The following is a 15,695-nucleotide window of genomic DNA, read 5'->3' on the forward strand; positions in this document are numbered from 1 at the left end:
ACTGAGGGTAGCCTAAGCCGCATGACGGAACGCCCGAAGAAGCTCACCGCCGCCACGGTCGTCCGGACCGAGCGGCCCACCCCGCACCTGATCCGGCTCGTGCTGGGCGGCGCGGAGCTGACCGGCCTGCCGGTGGGCGCCTACACCGACCACTACGTGAAGATCGTCTTCCCGCCGGCCGGGGTGACCTATCCCCACCCGACCGACCTGGCCACCATCAAGCGCGAGTTCCCCGCCGAGCAGTGGCCGCGGTTGCGGGCGTACACGGTGCGGGCCTGGGACGCGGCGGCGGGTGAGCTGACCGTCGACGTGGTCCACCACGGCGACGAAGGGCTGGCCGGTCCGTGGGCGGCGGCGTTGCGCCCCGGCGACCGGGTGCTGTTCTCCGGGCCGGGCGGCGCGTACGCGCCGGACCCGACCGCCGACTGGCACCTGCTGGCCGGCGACGAGAGCGCGTTGCCGGCGATCGCCGCCGCGCTGGAACGGCTGCCTTCCGGCGCGCCGGCCCGGGTCTTCGTCGAGGTGGCGGGCCCCGCCGACGAGCTGCCGCTGGCCGGTGCCGGGGCGGTCGAGCTGCGCTGGCTGCACCGGGCCGGACGCCCGGCCGGTGAGGCGCTGGTCGAGGCGGTCCGGGCGCTGGAGTTCCCGCCCGGCCGGGTGCACGCGTTCGTGCACGGTGAGGCCGGTGCGGTCAAGGAGCTGCGTCGCCTGCTGCGGGTGGAGCGTGGCGTGCCGGCGGGCGACCTGTCCATCTCCGGCTACTGGCGGCGCGGCCTGGACGACGAGGGCTGGCGTTCCACCAAGCGGGCCTGGAACGCCGAGGTCGAGGCCGAGGAGGCCGGCGTCCCGGCCTGACCGGGGTTTCTCGGGGCGTTCCGCCCCGCCGTGGCGCCCGCTCCGCTGAGGATGAGGCCATGGCGGAAGAGGTGGGGGAGCGACCCGCGACGCAGCCGGCGGACCGGGTGGTGCTCGGGCTCGGCGTGGCCGGCGTGTTGGCGGTGGTGGCCTGGGGCGTGTTCGCGCGCGGCTCGCTGGCGTCGTTCGGCGCGGCCGGGCTGGACTGGACGATCAACACGTTCGGTTGGTTCTTCGTGGTCGCGGCCGACGCCTTCCTGGTGCTGGCGGTGGTGCTCGCCGCCTCCCGGTTCGGCCGGATCCGGCTGGGCGCCGACGACGACGAGCCGGAGTTCGACGGGCTGGCCTGGATCGCCATGATGTTCAGCGCCGGCATGGGCATCGGCCTGGTCTTCTTCGCCGTCGCCGAGCCGATCCAGCACTACGCGGCCCCGCCGCCGTCCTCGGGCGTCGAACCGCAGACCGGCGCCGCCGCCGCGGCGGCCATGCAGTACACGCTGTTCCACTGGACGCTGCATCCGTGGGGCATCTACGCGATCGCGGCGTTGGCGCTTGCCTACTCGACGTTCCGCAAGGGGCGGGGCAACCGGATCTCGTCGGCGTTCGCGCCGCTGCTGGGCGCGCGGACGGACGGTCCGATCGGTCGTGCGATCGACCTGCTGGCGGTCTTCGCCACGGTGTTCGGCTCGGCGACCAGTCTCGGCCTCGGCGCGCTCCAGGTGGCGGCCGGGCTGGATCTGGTGAGCGGCGTGCGGGACAGCCGGGGCGTGGAGTTGGTGATCATCGGCGCGCTCACCCTGGCGTTCGTGGTGTCGGCCTTCTCCGGCCTGCACCGCGGGGTGAAGTGGTTGTCCACCACCAACGTGCTGATCGCCGTGGCGCTGATGCTGTTCGTGTTCGTGGTCGGCCCCACGGTCTACACGCTTGAGGTGCTGCCGGCCGCGGTCGGTGACTACCTCAGCGGCCTGGTGCGTATGTCCACCCGGACCGGGGCGTTCTCCGACCCGGGCTGGCTGGGTTCGTGGACGATCTTCTACTGGGCGTGGTGGATCTCCTGGGCGCCGTTCGTGGGCACGTTCATCGCCCGCATCTCGCGGGGGCGTACGGTCCGGCAGTTCCTGGTCGGGGTGCTGCTGGTGCCCAGCGGCGCGAGCGCGGTGTGGTTCGCGGTGATGGGCGGCACCGCGCTGCGCACCCAGTCCACCGGCACCCGGGACCTGGTGGCCGACGTGGGCGCCGGCTCGGAGCAGGCTCTGTTCGGGCTGCTGGACGCGCTGCCGTTGGGCACGGTGACCAGCGTGCTCGCCATGGTGCTGATCGCGCTCTACTTCGTCACCAGCGCCGACTCCGCGTCGCTGGTGCTCGGTTCGTTGAGTTCCCGGGGCGCGTTGCGGCCGCACCGGGGCGTGGTGGTGCTCTGGGGTGTGCTCATCGGCGCGGTCGCGGCGGCGCTGCTGCTCGCCGGCGGTCTGGACGCGTTGCAGCAGGCCACCATCCTGGTCGCGTTGCCGTTCGTGGTGGTGATGCTGGGCCTGGCGGTCTCCCTGGTCCGGGAGATGGCCGCCGACCCGATCCTGCGCACGGGAGCCCGGCCGCGCCGCTCCGGCCTGGCCGCCGCGGTGCGCGCGGCCCGGTCGTACGAGGAGGAGGAGCCGCCTCCGGTCACCCGCTGGCTGCACCGCCCCCGGCGCTGAGCGGGTGTACCTCGGAATGTAGTAGAGGTGCTACATTCCGGGGCATGACTGCGACCGAATCCCTGGATGCCGTCGCGCCGGCCGGGCCACCCGACGAGGACCTGGTCCTCGACGTCCGCAACCTGCGCATGCGGTACGGCAGCACCGACGTGCTGCACGCTGTCGACCTCACCGCCCGGCGGGGCGAGGTGGTGGCGCTGCTCGGTCCCAACGGCGCCGGCAAGACCACCACCATCGAGATCCTGGAGGGCTTCCGGCTGCCCTCGGCCGGCACGGTCCGGGTGCTCGGCGTCGACCCGGCCCGCGGCGACGAGCGGTGGCGGGCCCGGCTCGGCGTCGTGCTCCAGTCCTGGCGCGACCACGGCAAGTGGCGGGTGGGAGAGCTGCTCGCCCACCTCGGCGACTTCTACGCGCCGTACGCCACCGACCGGGTCGGGCGCCCCTGGCCGGTCGACGACCTGCTGGCCACCGTGGGGCTGACCGCGCACGCCGGCACCCGGGTGGCCCGCCTCTCCGGCGGGCAGCGCCGCCGCCTCGACGTGGCGGTCGGCATCGTGGGCCGGCCGGAGCTGCTCTTCCTGGACGAGCCGACGGTCGGCTTCGACCCGGCGGCCCGGCGCGAGTTCCACGAGCTGGTGCACCGCCTCACCGACCTCGACGCGACCACCATCGTGCTGACCACCCACGACCTGGCCGAGGCCGAGAAGCTGGCCGACCGGATCCTCATCCTGGCCGGCGGCCGGATCATCGCCGAGGGCTCACCCGACCAGTTGGCCCGCCGCGTCGCCGGCGACGCCGAGGTCCGCTGGACCCGCGACGGCGAGCGCTACGTGCACGCCACCGCCGACGCCACCGGCTTCCTGCGCGACCTGCTCCGTGAGCACGGCGACCGGGTGCGGGAGCTGGAGGTGCGCCGGGCCAGCCTGGAGGACGCCTACCTGGCGCTGGTGCACGAGGAGGAGACCGGGATCCGCACCGGCCGGGCCGAGCGGGTGTGGCAGCAGCAGGAGGCGACGCGATGAACCCGACCACCAACGCGCTCCGGGCCGGCGTGCGGCGCGGCCTGATCGAGCTGCGCGCCACCTTCACCAACGGCCAGGACCTGTGGAACTACTTCTTCCCCACGGCGGTGCTGCTGGTCGCCGTGTTCTGGATGCGCGGCTCGACGGTGCCCGGCACCGACTTCTCCCTCGGCGCCCGGACGCTGCCCAGCGCGCTCGGCATGGGCCTGCTCTTCGGCGGGCTGCTCGGGCTGGCCCAGCAGCTCATCGTCGACCGGGAGGACGGCACGCTGCTGCGCGCCAAGGCCATCCCCAACGGCATGCTCGGCTACCTGGTCGGCAAGCTGACGCTGATCTCGGCGGTCTCGCTGATCGGTGTGACCATCCAGCTCACGCCCGGCCTGTTCTTCCTGGACGGGCTGCGGCTGGGTGACCCGGGCGCCTGGCTCACGCTGGCCTGGGTGGTGCCGCTCGGGCTGGTGGCGACGCTGCCGCTGGGCGCGGTGATCGGGTCGCTGATCGAGAACCCGCGCAACATGGGCCTGGTGGTCCTGCCGATCTTCGGCCTGATCGCGCTCTCCGGGATCTTCTACCCGATCAACGGCCTGCCCGGCTGGGTGCAGGGCGTCGCCCAGGTGTTCCCGCTCTACTGGCTAGGCTTGGGCATGCGCTCGGCGCTGCTCCCGGCCGACCTGGCGGCGGTCGAGCTGGGTGGCTCCTGGCGGCACCTGGAGACGCTCGGCGTGCTCGGCGCCTGGGCCGTGCTCGGGCTGGTGCTGGCCCCGGTGGTGCTGCGCCGGATGGCCCGCCGGGAGTCCGGTTCGCGGGTCGCGGCCCGGCGGGAGCGGGCCATGCAGCGGGTCGGATGAGAGGGCGTCGATGAGCGAGACCGTGCACAACCGGATCGCGGTGCTGCGCGCCGAACGGGGCGTCTCCCGCCGGCAGCTCGCCGACGCGCTCGGGGTGCACTACCAGACCGTGGGCTACCTGGAACGCGGTGAGTTCCGGCCCAGCCTGCACCTGGCGCTGCGCATCGCTGCCTACTTCGAGGTGCCGGTCGAGGTGGTCTTCTCCATCGAGCCGTTCCCCCGCATCGGCGACGCCGCTGCCGGGGCGGGCCGCTCGGCCTGAGCCGGGCGGCGTCCGCCACACGCCGTCCCCCCGGCCACCGGATCGTCGGTCCGGCAGGGCAGGATGTACGCCGAGGAGGTGGCGGCCATGGCGGGGCGGATCCGGGACGAGGACATCGCGCTGGTCCGCGAGCGCACCTCCATCGCGGACGTCATCTCCGAGGTGGTGACGCTCAAGTCGGCCGGCGGCGGCAACCTCAAGGGGCTCTGCCCGTTCCACGACGAGAAGAGTCCCTCGTTCAACGTCTCGCCCGCCCGCAACGTCTTCTACTGCTTCGGCTGCGGGGTCGGCGGCGACGCGATCAAGTTCCTGATGGACGCCGAGCACCTCGGGTTCGTCGAGTCCGTCGAGAGTCTCGCCGCCCGCGCCGGCATCCAACTGCGCTACGTCGAGGACGACCGGTCCACCCCGCGCGCCCGGCCGCAGCAGGGCCAGCGGCAGCGGCTGGTGGCCGCGCACGCCGCCGCCGTCGAGTTCTACCGGGCCCAGCTCACCACCGCCGGCGCCCGGCCGGCCCGGGAGTTCCTCGCCCGGCGCGGCTTCGACCGGGCCGCCGCCGAGCGCTACGGCTGCGGCTTCGCTCCCGACGGCTGGGACCTGCTCACCAAGCACCTGCGCCAGCAGGGCTTCAGCCACGACGAGCTGGTCACCGGCGGCCTGTCCCGCCCGGCCCGGTCCGGCTCGCTGATCGACCGGTTCCGCCGCCGGCTGATGTGGCCCATCCGGGACATCACCGGCGACGTGATCGGCTTCGGCGCCCGCAAGCTCTTCGACGACGACGACGGCCCGAAATACCTGAACACCCCCGAGACGCCGATCTACAAGAAGTCGCACGTCCTCTACGGCATCGACCAGGCCAAGCGGGAGATCGCCAAGCAGGGCAAGGTGGTGGTGGTCGAGGGCTACACCGACGTGATGGCCTGCCACCTCGCCGACGTGCCGACCGCGGTGGCGACCTGCGGCACCGCGTTCGGCTCGGACCACATCTCGGTGCTGCGCCGGGTGCTCTTCGACAGCGACGAGCGGGCCGGGGAGATCATCTTCACGTTCGACGGCGACGCCGCCGGCCAGAAGGCCGCGCTGCGCGCGTTCGAGGACGACCAGCGCTTCGTCGGGCGTACGTTCATCGCGGTCAGCCCCGACAACATGGACCCGTGCGACCTGCGGCTGGCCAAGGGCGACCTGGCCGTGCGCGACCTGGTGGCCCGGCGCGAGCCGCTCGTCGACTTCGCGCTCCGACACGTGATCAACCGGTTCGACCTGGACACCGTCGACGGCCGGGTCGAGGCGATGCGCCGGGCCGCACCGCTGGTCGCGAAGATCAAGGACCGGGAGAAGCGCCCGGAGTACGTCCGCAAGCTCGCCGGCGACCTCGGCATGGAGATCGAGCCGGTGCAGCGGGCCGTGCTGGGCGCCGCGAACGGCCAGCCGGCCGCCGGCCGACCCGCGCCGGCACGTCCGGGCCCCGCCACGCCGGCCGTGGACAGCCCTCGGTCCATGGTGGAGCGCGAGGCGTTGAAGCTGGCGCTGCAGGAGCCGGTGCTGGCCGGTCCGATGTTCGACGCCGTCGAGGCGGGCGACTACCAGCACCCGGTGCACGCCGCGGTGCGCGTCGCCGTCGCCGCGGCCGGTGGAGCGGCCGGCGCCACCGGCGGCGCGGTCTGGATCGAGCGGGTCCGGGACGCCTGCGACGACCTGGCCGGCCAGGCGCTGGTCGGCGAGCTGGCGGTGGAGCCGTTGCGCATCGACGGCGAGGTCGACCCGAGGTACGTCTCGGTCACCATGGCCCGGCTCCAGTGGAGTTCGGTCACCGGCCGGATCCGGGACCTCAAGTCGAAGATCCAGCGGATCAATCCGGTGAGCCACAAGGACGAATACTTCGCCCTGTTCGGGGAGTTGCTCTCGCTGGAACAACACGCGCGGGCCCTGCGCGAGCAGGCCGCCGGAGGACTGTGATGGGGCTTTTCCGCCGCCGCCCGAAGCTGCCCCCGGCCGACCGGCCGCCGCTGGCCGCCGACGAGCGGGTGCTCGCCTGGGCCGCCGCCGGCAACGGCGAGGGCGACGGCGTGCTGGTCGCGAGCAACCGTGGGCTCTGGCTGCCCGGTCGCGGTGAGCGCCTCGGCTGGCACGACGTCCTCAAGGCGGTCTGGTCCGGCCGTGAACTCACCGTGACCCCCGCCGAGCAGGTCGCCGAGCGCGACGGCTACCTCGTGGTCGCCGACGCGCCGGCCGAGACCTACCTGCTGCTCGACCCGGGCGACCTGCCGCACCAGGTGCGGGCCCGGGTCACCGGCTCGGTGGCGTACACCGCACACCACCCGGTGCCCGACGGCGCCGGCCGGATCGCGGCCCGGCGGGTGTCCGGGGTGGACGGTCTGACCTGGACGGTGCGCTACGAGCCGGGGACGCCGGTCGACGACGAGGCGGTGGTCGCCGAGACCGACCGACTGGTCGCCGAGGCCCGCGCCGCCACCCGGCCTGCCGACGTCTGACAGCGACCGGGCCCGTGCCGCGCCGCGACCGGACCGCCGTGGTGGGAGCGGAGCATCGGTAATCCGATCGTCGGGGTTCCATGTTGGCTGTTAGCGTCGCGGGATGTTCGCCACCGACCGGGTCCGGTTGCGCCCGCCCACGCCCGACGACGCGCCGAACATCTTCCGGCTCGACGGTGACCCCGAGCTGCACCTGCTCGCGGACGACGAGCCGTTCCTGCCGCGCCACGTCGGCCAGGTCCGGGCCCGGCTGGAGAAGCAGGTCGCCGATCCGCCCGACGGCGGCAGCTCGGTGTCGCTGCTGGCCGAGACCGTGGCCGACGGCACGTTCCTCGGCGGCTGCTCGTTGTGGGGGATCAGCGCGTTCGAGCGGTACGCCCATCTCGGCATCTCGCTGCTCCCGGAGGCGCGTGGCCAGGGCTACGGGTCCGAGGTGATCCGGCTGCTCTGCCGGTACGGCTTCCGCAACCGCAACCTGCGCCGACTGGAGATCGAGACGCTGGCCGGCAACGTGGCAATGCGGCGGACCGCCGAGACGTGCGGTTTCATCCACGAGGGCACCCAGCGGGAGCGCGCGTACGACGGGGACGGCTTCGCGGACATGGCGATCTACGGTCTGCTGCGGCGCGACTGGACGCCGTAGGCGTTGCCCACCAGGGAGAGGCAGGTCGTGTCGGGATCGTCATCCTCCTGGGGGTGGGTCAGGCGGTGGGGGGCGAGGACGACGGTCTTGCCGGGCAGCTCGCCCGCGCCGGCCTGGGCGTGGAGCGCGGGCAGGTCGGCCAGCGCCACCCGCTCGGCGACGTCGACCCGCAACTCGCCGGTGCCGATCCGGGCGGCCAGGTCGGCGAGTTGGTCGGCGTCGCTGCGGACGAACAGGTCGACACCACGTACGCCGCGCTCCTCGTCGGAGGGCGCGGGCATCCAGACGGTGGTGTTGACCAGGGCGCCGCCGTCCCGGATCAGCGTGACCAGCGCGGCGAGCTGTTCCGGGGTGACGGGCGCGAGGTTGAGAGCGAGGTCGACCGGCTCGGTCACCGCCGCGGTCACGTCGGTGGTGGTGTGGTCGATCACCTCGTCGGCGCCGGCCGCCCGGACGCGATCGGCGCTGCGTGGGCTGGCCGTGGCGATCACGTGGGCGCCGACCTCCTTGGCCAGCTGCACCGCGTATCCGCCGACCGCTCCGCCGGCGCCGTTGATGAGCACCCGCTGGCCGGCGGTCAGCTTGCCGTGGTCGAACAGCGCCTGCCACGCGGTGAGGCCCACCAGCGGGAACGCCGCCGCGTCGGCCAACGGGATGTTCCGCGGCGCCCCGGTCAGGATCTCCGCCGGCGCGATCACGTACTCCGCCGCCGCCCCGGTCCCCGTCATCGGCAGGAAGCCGACGACCTGGTCGCCGACCGCGACGGCGTCCACGCCGACACCGAGCGCGTCGACCGTGCCGGCGACGTCGAGGCCGGGGGTGTGCGGCAGCTCGACCGGGATCGGACCCTGCATGAAGCCCGCGCGGATGTTGCCGTCGACGCCGTTGAACGACGTCGCGGCGACGCGGATCCGGACCTGACCGGCGCCGGGGGTGGGCTGCTCGACGTCCTCGTACCGCAGGACCTCGGGGCCGCCGAACTCGTGGAAACGTACTGCCTTCATCGCTGAACCCTGCCTTCGTGAGCGCTGTTCGTGTGCTCACTCAATCTGGCAGGATTCGGCGCGGTCATCCTGGGCCGGACTGGCCCACCCTGACGACGGCCGGTTCCCCGGCGGCGCCGACGATCTCCGCCAGACGCGCCGCGTCGGCCGAGCCGGGGGCCGCGGTGAGCATCAGGGCGGCCAGATCGTCGCCCGGGACGGCGAGCAGGCTGCCGACCAGGGTGACGGCGCCGGCGTCGGGATGGATGAACGCGGCGCTGCTCTCGTAGGCAGCCACCGGTCGCGGCGTACGCCAGAGGGTGTCGAACAGACGGCTTCGGCTCCGCATCTCGTCCACCAGCGCGGCGAGCGACGCGTCGGCGGGGTAACGCAACAGTGTGCTCCTCAGCTGGGCGGCGAGGATCGCCTCGTGATCGGTGGCGTCGTCCACGGACTGCTTGAAGCCGGTGAAGGGATCGCAGAACGTACGCCAGGCGATGTTCCACTCCCAGGGGTCCCCGGTGAGATCCCAGTGCCTCAGGGCCAGGAAAGCGCTGTTCACGGCGACCAGGTTCATCGCCGCGTCGGAGACGAACATCGGGGTGTCCGTGAACCGCTCCAGCAGTCGCATCGCACCCGGGCCGATCTCGTGGGGCACCTGGCCGTCCGCGGCGGCGTACCCGGCCAGCGCGCAGAGGCGCTCGTAGTCCGCCCGCCCGGTCCGTAACGCCCGGGCGATGGCGTTCACCACGCCGGCCGACGGGTGGCTGCGCCCCTGCTCCAACCGGCGCACGTAGTCCGCGGACATGCCCGCGAGCTCGCCGAGTTCCTCCCGCCGCAATCCCTGCGTACGCCGGCGGCCGACCGGCAGCCCGACGGCGGCGGGCGGCGTGCTCTCCCGCAACTGGCGCACCGCGACACCGAACTCGTGACGTTCCACGGCCCCAGTGTGCCCGGTCGGCGTGCCGAGGGGCTTTCTGCCGCCGGCCGCTCAGCGGTCTTCGGCGGCCGTCTCCTGCCAGGGATCGACGACCTCGATGCCGGTGTCGGCGAAGTCCTTGATATTTCGGGTGGCGAGTGTGGCGACCTGAGTGCGACAGATGGCCGCGATCTGGGCGTCGAACCCGTCGATCGGACGACCGATCCTGTCCCGGCCGGCCACCACGTCGGCGTAGGCGCCGGCTGCCGCGAGGTCGAAGGGCAGCACCTGGCGAGGAAACGCGGCGAAGATCTCGTTGGCGGCTTGTTGCAGGGAATCCCGGCGCTGGCCGTCCGATAGCCGTGCGATCCCGTAGCGAATCTCGGCGACCGTGACGGCTGTGGTGCACAGGCCGGTGGCTGAACTCCGCCGCAGCCACGCCAGCACCACCGGCGCGGGCTCGGACCGCATGAGTTCCGAGACGACGTTGGTGTCGAGAACGATCATCACTCGGGCAGGCTCGCCGCGCGGGGTCGAGTGGAACGGGCGGGTAGATCCAGCTCGACGCCACCGAGCCCGGTGAACCGGGCGGTGAGTGCGCTGAACAGGTCGGTCCCCGGTGCGTCCTCGGCAACGGCCGCGGTGAGGATGTCCCGGATCTCGGATTCCATGGACTTGCCGTGTTGCGCGGCGCGGATTCGCAGCTTTTCGCGGACCGCGTCATCAAGATCTCTGATGCTGAGTGCTGCCACCATTTACTCCCATCGGAGCGGATGAGAGCAATGCTAGCACTTCGTGGCGCGCGGTTGACCGGCTGCTCATGAACGGAAAAGGCAGGGATTTTCGCTCCCTGCCACTCTCAACGTATATCGCACCCGGGGTCTTGCGGCAAGACCCCGGTGCTGCTGAAGAATCCCCCTCCGACGCCGTGACCAGGCGAAATCGAACGGGGGACTCCATGATCGACGTGACCATCGTGGGCGCCGGGCCGACCGGCCTGATGCTGGCCGCCGAGTTGCGGCTGCACGGCGTACGGGTGGTGGTGCTGGAACGGGACACGGAGCCGACCAGCGTGGTCCGCTCGCTCGGCATGCACGTGCGCAGCATCGAACTGCTGGACCAGCGTGGCCTGCTGGAGCGCTTCCTCGCGGCCGGGAAGACGTTCCAGCTCGGCGGCTACTTCGCCGGGATCGCGAAGGCGTGGCCGACCCGGATGGACACCGCGCACAGCTACATCCTCGGCATCCCGCAGCCGGTCACCGAGCGGCTGCTGACCGAACACGCCGTCGAGGCCGGCGCCGAGATCCGGCGGGGGAGCGAGCTGGTCGGGCTGAGCCAGGACGAGGACGGGGTGACCGCCGAGCTGGCCGGCGGCACCCGGTTGCGTTCGCGTTATCTCGTCGGGTGCGACGGCGGCCGCAGCACGGTGCGCAAGCTGCTGGGCGTCGGCTTTCCGGGCGAGCCCAGCAGGTCCGACACGCTGCTCGGCGTGATGGAGCTGACCGCGCCGGCGGACGAGGTGGTCGCCGTGATGACCGAGGTACGCAAGACGCAACTGCGCTTCGGCGCCGGGCCGGTCGGGGACGGGGAGGGGTTGTACCGCGTGGTCGTGCCCGCCGCCGGGGTGGCGGAGGACCGCACCGCCCCGCCGACCATCGAGGAGTTCCGGCAGCAGTTGCGGGCCACCGCCGGCACCGACTTCGGGGTGCACTCGCCGCGCTGGCTGTCCCGGTTCGGTGACGCCACCCGCCTCGCCGAGCGCTACCGGGTCGACCGGGTGCTGCTGGCCGGCGACGCGGCGCACGTCCACCCGCCGCTGGGCGGGCAAGGACTCAACCTCGGCCTCCAGGACGCGTTCAACCTGGGCTGGAAGCTGGCCGCGCAGGTCGACGGGTGGGCCCCGAAGGACCTGCTGGACACCTATCAGGACGAGCGGCGGCCGGTGGCGGCGGACGTGCTGGACAACACCCGCGCGCAGACGGAGCTGATGTCCCTGGAACCGGGCCCGCAGGCCGTACGGCGGCTGCTGGCGGAGCTGATGGACTTCGAGGAGGTGAACCGCCACCTGATCGAGAAGATCACCGCGGTCTCGGTCCGGTACGACTTCGGCGCGGGCCACGAGCTGCTCGGCCGGCGGTTGCGCGACGTGCGGTTGACGCGGGGGAGCCTGTACGGGCTGATGCACGCCGGCCGGGGGCTGCTGCTGGACCGGACCGCTGGACTCTCGGTGGCGGGCTGGGACGACCGGGTCGACCACGTCGCCGACCCCGGCGCGGAGCTGAACGTGCCCGCCGTGCTGCTGCGGCCCGACGGGCACGTGGCGTGGGTCGGCGACGACCAGCGGGAGCTGCTCGACCACCTGTCCCGCTGGTTCGGGTCCGCCACCGGCTGACGGTCAGGCGGTGACCCGCACCGTCACCTGCATCTCGGTGACCCACCGGTCGAGGTCGTCCGGGCAGTCCAGGTAGACCTCGCGGGCGAAGCCCGGCTCGACCGCCCGGTGACCGTTGTCGTCGATCCAGGTGGCGATCTTCTGCCCGGTGCGGAACGCCTCCGACATCGGGCCGTGGTGCAGCGCGGTCGCCGCGTACTCCACGGGGGGAAGCGTGACCACCTCGAACCCGGCGGCGGCGGGCACCTCGGCCGACCCGACCGGGAACGCCGCGTGCACCCGGATCGTCTCGTCGCCCGGCTCGACCGGCGCCGGTTCGTACCAGGCGATCGGCGCGCCGGTGACGGCCACCCGGTGCCGTTCCAGCAGCTCCATCAGCTGGGGGTAGAGCGGACTGAGGTTCTCGGTGATCGACGTCGGGTGGTCGTAGCCGGCGGCGGTGCCCGACAACTGCGCCACCCGGATCGCCGGGATGCTCTTCAGGACGACGTCTCCGGTGTCCATGTGTCCCTCGCTCTCGATCATGCGGAGTCGCGCGTCGACCTGGGCCAGGCGGGCGGTGTCCTGCCGCATGCGCGCGGCCAGCTCGGCCCGACGCAGGCGCAGCATGCCGCGCAGCTCGGCGGGATCCACCTTCTCGTCGATCAGTGTCTGCACCTCGTGCAGGCTGAAGCCCAGGTCCTTGAGGGCGGTCACCCGGTTGAGCAGGCGCAGTTGCACCGCGGTGTAGAAGCGGTAGCCGCTGTGCGGATCGACGTGGGCGGGACGCAACAGGCCGATGGCGTCGTAGTGGCGCAGCATGCGCACCGACACCCGACCCAGGCCGGCGAACTCTCCGATACTGAACATGGTCCCCCCAGCCTCGGCCCTGACACCGTGTGAGGGTCAAGCATCGCGGTCAGGTGACGTCGCGGCGCAGCGCAAGGAGCACCGCGAGCGCCGAGGCGGTCACCGCGTACGCGGCGAGGACGAGGGCGCCGGCCGCCGGTGGAAGGAGGGGGACGGTGGCGGTGCCGAGCTGATCGGACATGGCGTCGGTGAGGTAGGTGAAGTCGGTCAGCGCGGCGGTCGCGCCGCCGGGCAGGACCGGGTAGAGCAGGTTGACGCCGGGGATCATCATGAGCATCGGCTCGCCCAGGTACAGGTAGCCGACCACGACGCCCAGCGCGGCGACCTGGTGGCGGACCAGGGCGCCCACGCCGACGCCGATCAGCAGGTACGCCGCCATCGCGACGCCGATCCAGGCGAGCAGCGCCAGCACGGTGGTGGTCGGCAGCCCCAGCGGGACGTCGCGGGCGGCGGCGACGGCGAACAGCGCCACCGCGGCGGTGCCGGCGAGCACGAGCCCGTACGCCAGGCCGACGACCGCGTACGCGGCGAGCTTGGCGGCCAGCACCCGGCCCCGGCGCGGCGCGAACAGGAAGGTGACGGCGGCGGTGCCGTGCCGGTACTCGGAGGTGACCGCGAGCGTACCGGCGGCGGCCGGCACGAACGCGGTGTAGCCGAGGATGCCGAGCACGGCGCGGAGGCCGGCCTCGGTGTCCAGCCCGGGCAGTGGCGGGTCGAAGTTCTCCGGGCCCACCAGCGCCATGGCGCCGAGCATGCCGCCGCCCAGCAGGGCGGCGGTGAGCAGCAGCCCGCCCCACATCCGGGTGGCCAGCAACCGGCGGAACTCCGCGGTGATCAGCAGACTCATCGGGTGGTCACCTCGTCGGTGGTCAGGCGCAGGAAGAGTTGTTCGAGTCCGGTGTGCTCGGTGACCAGCTCGTGGACCCGCAGCCGGTGGGCGGCCGCGTGGTCGGCGACGCCCGGGGCGTCCCACCCGTGCACCCGGAGCCGGCCGGTTCCGACGGTCTCCACCCGGGGGACCGGGCCGGGGCCGACGGTCAGGGTGGCGGCGAGGGCCTCGGCGTCGGGGGAGGTGACCAGGACCGCCGGCGGGCCGGCGAGCCGGGACAACGGCCCGGCGGCGACGAGTTCGCCGCGCCGGATCACCACCACGTCGTCGACCAGTTGCTGGATCTCGCTGAGCACGTGGCTGGAGACCAGGACGGTACGGCCCTCGTCGGCGAGCCGGCGCAGCAGAGTGCGCAGCCACGCCATGCCTTCCGGGTCCAGCCCGTTGCCGGGCTCGTCCAGCAGCAGGACGCGGGGGTCGCCGAGCAGGGCGGTGGCGAGGTTCAGCCGTTGTCGCATGCCGGTGGAGAACCCGCGGGTCCGGCGGTCGGCGGCCTCGGCCAGGCCGAGCAGGTCGAGCACTTCGGCGACCCGGCCGTCCGGGTGGCCGCCCAGCGCGGCGTAGACGCGCAGGTGGTCCCGGGCGGTGTGTCCGGGGTGGAACGCGTTGCCGCCGAAGACCGCGCCGACGGTCCGCGACGGGTGGGTCAGCCGGCCGTACGGCTGCCCGCCGATCGTGGCCGTGCCGCCGGTGGGCGACACCAGCCCGGTCACCATGCGCATCGTCGTGGTCTTGCCGGCGCCGTTGGGCCCGAGGAATCCGGTGACCGCGCCGGGCTCCACGGTGAAGCTCAGGTCGCGTACGGCGGTGATGTCGCCGTAGCGTTTGGTCAGGTGTGACACCTCGATCGCGAGGCGGTCGCCGGTCATGCGCCGGCCGCCGTCGCCCGCCCGATCGCCTCCGCGAGCGCCGGCCCGGCGGGCGTGGAGAGCACCACCTCGTCGAACTCGCCGCCGGCCGCCGCCCGGTCGAGCACCAGGTGCAGCCCGGGTTCGCCCCGGCGGGCCGCGACGAGTTGGCGGGGACCGCCGAACAGGCCCCAGATGCCGATCTTGGCGAACCCGGAGACGGCGTATCCCCGGCGGGCGCCGCGGGCCAGCCGGAGCGGGTCGTGGACTCCGGCGGCGTACCGCACCGCGCCGGTGGGCAGCGCGAATCGCTCCCGCCCGGTCCAGAGCCGCTCCCATCCGCTGAACCGGATGTCGATCAGGTCGCCGGTCACCGTCACCGTTGCCATCAGTGCTCCCCCGTCGTCGTGGAGCCGTCGCCCGGCCCCGGTTGCCGTGCGTCGTGATTGGTGGGCGTCGGCCGGTCGGCCGGCATCAGGACGGTCGCCAGCAGTCGCGGTGTCCGCCCGTCGCCGGGCTCGTTGCTCAGCAGCGGCCCGACCAGCGCGTTGAAGCCGGCCGCGAACTCGCCCAGCTCGGCGTCGGTCAGGTGCAGCACGAGTTGCTGGTAGCCGACGCCGTCGGCGACGAGGTCGATCCGCTCCCGGCCGAGATAGCGGGAGAACTCGGACAGCAGGCTCGACACGAACGCCGTGAAGTAGCGCGCGTGGTCCTCCGGGGTGGCCGTGGCCAGCGCCGAGGCGTCAAGCGTCGCACCGTGGGCGGGCAGCGCGTACACCCGTTCGGCCGTGCCCCGGACCCGGCGCTGTTCCACGACGTCGAGCAGCCCGGTCCGGACCAGCAGCGCCAGGTGCCGGTAGAGCGTGGCCTGGGGGATGTCGGGCAGCAGTTCGACCAGGTCGTGCGTGGTCAGCCGGGAGCCGGCGACCGCGCGCAGGATCCGGATCCGCACCGGATGCAGCGCCGTCTCGGCCCAGCGCTCCCGCGACATCTCCATGG

18 protein-coding genes are annotated in these 15,695 nt (G+C 73.1%); 9 read left to right on the forward strand and 9 right to left on the reverse strand.

The genetic code is table 11. The features are described from left to right. Window positions 1–21: 21 nt before the first annotated feature. The 8 genes from O7598_RS06295 to O7598_RS06330 all read left to right on the forward strand — a co-directional run bounded on the left by O7598_RS06295 (window position 22) and on the right by O7598_RS06330 (window position 7,816). Window positions 22–855: a siderophore-interacting protein gene (locus tag O7598_RS06295; RefSeq protein WP_269690416.1), complete on the forward strand. Its 834-nt coding sequence runs from the start codon at window positions 22–24 to the stop codon at window positions 853–855. A gap of 59 nt (window positions 856–914) precedes the next feature. Further along, on the forward strand, window positions 915–2,549 hold the full coding sequence (locus O7598_RS06300; protein WP_269690417.1) for a BCCT family transporter: 1,635 nt from the start codon (window positions 915–917) through the stop codon (window positions 2,547–2,549). A gap of 128 nt (window positions 2,550–2,677) precedes the next feature. Continuing rightward, on the forward strand, window positions 2,678–3,571 hold the full coding sequence (locus tag O7598_RS06305; protein ID WP_269694769.1) for an ABC transporter ATP-binding protein: 894 nt from the start codon (window positions 2,678–2,680) through the stop codon (window positions 3,569–3,571). Beyond that, window positions 3,568–4,419, forward strand: a complete 852-nt coding sequence (locus tag O7598_RS06310; RefSeq protein WP_269690418.1) for an ABC transporter permease — start codon at window positions 3,568–3,570, stop codon at window positions 4,417–4,419. The genes O7598_RS06305 and O7598_RS06310 overlap by 4 nt, the downstream gene beginning before the upstream one ends. A gap of 10 nt (window positions 4,420–4,429) precedes the next feature. Beyond that, a complete protein-coding gene (locus tag O7598_RS06315; protein ID WP_091071236.1) occupies window positions 4,430–4,681 on the forward strand; it encodes a helix-turn-helix transcriptional regulator in 252 nt (83 codons plus the stop codon). A gap of 63 nt (window positions 4,682–4,744) precedes the next feature. Beyond that, window positions 4,745–6,637, forward strand: a complete 1,893-nt coding sequence (gene dnaG, locus O7598_RS06320; RefSeq protein WP_269690419.1) for a DNA primase — start codon at window positions 4,745–4,747, stop codon at window positions 6,635–6,637. After that, window positions 6,637–7,173, forward strand: coding sequence for a hypothetical protein (locus O7598_RS06325; protein WP_269690420.1), 537 nt, complete (start codon window positions 6,637–6,639; stop codon window positions 7,171–7,173). The genes dnaG and O7598_RS06325 overlap by 1 nt, the downstream gene beginning before the upstream one ends. 103 nt (window positions 7,174–7,276) lie before the next feature. Beyond that, on the forward strand, window positions 7,277–7,816 hold the full coding sequence (locus O7598_RS06330; RefSeq protein WP_269690421.1) for a GNAT family N-acetyltransferase: 540 nt from the start codon (window positions 7,277–7,279) through the stop codon (window positions 7,814–7,816). Here the strand turns inward: O7598_RS06330 and O7598_RS06335 are convergent. The 4 genes from O7598_RS06335 to O7598_RS06350 all read right to left on the reverse strand — a co-directional run bounded on the left by O7598_RS06335 (window position 7,783) and on the right by O7598_RS06350 (window position 10,473). Then, the gene (locus O7598_RS06335) at window positions 7,783–8,820 is read right to left on the reverse strand and encodes an NADP-dependent oxidoreductase (RefSeq protein WP_269690422.1); all 1,038 of its coding nucleotides are present in this window, start codon (window positions 8,818–8,820) and stop codon (window positions 7,783–7,785) included. The two genes, O7598_RS06330 and O7598_RS06335, sit on opposite strands and share 34 nt — an antisense overlap. 64 nt (window positions 8,821–8,884) lie before the next feature. After that, on the reverse strand, window positions 8,885–9,739 hold the full coding sequence (locus tag O7598_RS06340) for a helix-turn-helix domain-containing protein (protein ID WP_269690423.1): 855 nt from the start codon (window positions 9,737–9,739) through the stop codon (window positions 8,885–8,887). A 51-nt stretch (window positions 9,740–9,790) separates the two neighbouring features. Beyond that, entirely contained in the window at window positions 9,791–10,225 is a 435-nt protein-coding gene (locus O7598_RS06345) for a type II toxin-antitoxin system VapC family toxin (protein WP_269694770.1), read from the reverse strand. Further along, the gene (locus O7598_RS06350; RefSeq protein WP_269690424.1) at window positions 10,225–10,473 is read right to left on the reverse strand and encodes a FitA-like ribbon-helix-helix domain-containing protein; all 249 of its coding nucleotides are present in this window, start codon (window positions 10,471–10,473) and stop codon (window positions 10,225–10,227) included. The genes O7598_RS06345 and O7598_RS06350 overlap by 1 nt, the downstream gene beginning before the upstream one ends. Before the next feature lie 203 nt (window positions 10,474–10,676). Between O7598_RS06350 and rox the strand changes: the two genes are divergently transcribed. Continuing rightward, a complete protein-coding gene (gene rox, locus O7598_RS06355; protein ID WP_269690425.1) occupies window positions 10,677–12,110 on the forward strand; it encodes a rifampin monooxygenase in 1,434 nt (477 codons plus the stop codon). Window positions 12,111–12,113: 3 nt separating this feature from the next. Here the strand turns inward: rox and O7598_RS06360 are convergent, their stop codons facing one another. The 5 genes from O7598_RS06360 to O7598_RS06380 are packed head-to-tail and all read right to left on the reverse strand — an operon-like array spanning window position 12,114 to window position 15,693. Further along, a complete protein-coding gene (locus O7598_RS06360; RefSeq protein WP_269690426.1) occupies window positions 12,114–12,959 on the reverse strand; it encodes a MerR family transcriptional regulator in 846 nt (281 codons plus the stop codon). 49 nt (window positions 12,960–13,008) lie between these two features. Next, window positions 13,009–13,806, reverse strand: coding sequence for an ABC transporter permease subunit (locus tag O7598_RS06365; RefSeq protein ID WP_269690427.1), 798 nt, complete (start codon window positions 13,804–13,806; stop codon window positions 13,009–13,011). After that, window positions 13,803–14,717, reverse strand: coding sequence for an ABC transporter ATP-binding protein (locus O7598_RS06370; protein WP_269690428.1), 915 nt, complete (start codon window positions 14,715–14,717; stop codon window positions 13,803–13,805). Before O7598_RS06370 ends, O7598_RS06365 begins: the two co-directional genes overlap by 4 nt. Beyond that, the gene (locus O7598_RS06375) at window positions 14,714–15,085 is read right to left on the reverse strand and encodes a hypothetical protein (protein ID WP_269690429.1); all 372 of its coding nucleotides are present in this window, start codon (window positions 15,083–15,085) and stop codon (window positions 14,714–14,716) included. The genes O7598_RS06370 and O7598_RS06375 overlap by 4 nt, the downstream gene beginning before the upstream one ends. Then, window positions 15,085–15,693, reverse strand: coding sequence for a helix-turn-helix domain-containing protein (locus tag O7598_RS06380; RefSeq protein WP_269690430.1), 609 nt, complete (start codon window positions 15,691–15,693; stop codon window positions 15,085–15,087). The genes O7598_RS06375 and O7598_RS06380 overlap by 1 nt, the downstream gene beginning before the upstream one ends. Between the last annotated feature and the right edge of the window lie 2 nt (window positions 15,694–15,695).

Origin of the sequence: Micromonospora sp. WMMC241 (assembly GCF_027460165.1) — a bacterium.
GTDB lineage: Bacteria > Actinomycetota > Actinomycetes > Mycobacteriales > Micromonosporaceae > Micromonospora > Micromonospora humi.

What these genes read in the sequence shown, in the direction of transcription:
- O7598_RS06375 (WP_269690429.1), bottom strand. Translation starts at nt 15,085, where the DNA reads ATGGCAACGGTGACGGTGACCGGCGACCTGATCGACATCCGGTTCAGC.
- O7598_RS06325 (WP_269690420.1), top strand. Translation starts at nt 6,637, where the DNA reads ATGGGGCTTTTCCGCCGCCGCCCGAAGCTGCCCCCGGCCGACCGGCCG.
- O7598_RS06365 (WP_269690427.1), bottom strand. Translation starts at nt 13,806, where the DNA reads ATGAGTCTGCTGATCACCGCGGAGTTCCGCCGGTTGCTGGCCACCCGG.
- O7598_RS06310 (WP_269690418.1), top strand. Translation starts at nt 3,568, where the DNA reads ATGAACCCGACCACCAACGCGCTCCGGGCCGGCGTGCGGCGCGGCCTG.
- O7598_RS06380 (WP_269690430.1), bottom strand. Translation starts at nt 15,693, where the DNA reads ATGGAGATGTCGCGGGAGCGCTGGGCCGAGACGGCGCTGCATCCGGTG.
- O7598_RS06360 (WP_269690426.1), bottom strand. Translation starts at nt 12,959, where the DNA reads ATGTTCAGTATCGGAGAGTTCGCCGGCCTGGGTCGGGTGTCGGTGCGC.
- O7598_RS06345 (WP_269694770.1), bottom strand. Translation starts at nt 10,225, where the DNA reads ATGATCGTTCTCGACACCAACGTCGTCTCGGAACTCATGCGGTCCGAG.
- dnaG (WP_269690419.1), top strand. Translation starts at nt 4,745, where the DNA reads ATGTACGCCGAGGAGGTGGCGGCCATGGCGGGGCGGATCCGGGACGAG.
- O7598_RS06295 (WP_269690416.1), top strand. Translation starts at nt 22, where the DNA reads ATGACGGAACGCCCGAAGAAGCTCACCGCCGCCACGGTCGTCCGGACC.
- O7598_RS06305 (WP_269694769.1), top strand. Translation starts at nt 2,678, where the DNA reads ATGCGGTACGGCAGCACCGACGTGCTGCACGCTGTCGACCTCACCGCC.
- O7598_RS06335 (WP_269690422.1), bottom strand. Translation starts at nt 8,820, where the DNA reads ATGAAGGCAGTACGTTTCCACGAGTTCGGCGGCCCCGAGGTCCTGCGG.
- O7598_RS06370 (WP_269690428.1), bottom strand. Translation starts at nt 14,717, where the DNA reads ATGACCGGCGACCGCCTCGCGATCGAGGTGTCACACCTGACCAAACGC.
- O7598_RS06315 (WP_091071236.1), top strand. Translation starts at nt 4,430, where the DNA reads ATGAGCGAGACCGTGCACAACCGGATCGCGGTGCTGCGCGCCGAACGG.
- O7598_RS06330 (WP_269690421.1), top strand. Translation starts at nt 7,277, where the DNA reads ATGTTCGCCACCGACCGGGTCCGGTTGCGCCCGCCCACGCCCGACGAC.
- O7598_RS06350 (WP_269690424.1), bottom strand. Translation starts at nt 10,473, where the DNA reads ATGGTGGCAGCACTCAGCATCAGAGATCTTGATGACGCGGTCCGCGAA.
- rox (WP_269690425.1), top strand. Translation starts at nt 10,677, where the DNA reads ATGATCGACGTGACCATCGTGGGCGCCGGGCCGACCGGCCTGATGCTG.
- O7598_RS06300 (WP_269690417.1), top strand. Translation starts at nt 915, where the DNA reads ATGGCGGAAGAGGTGGGGGAGCGACCCGCGACGCAGCCGGCGGACCGG.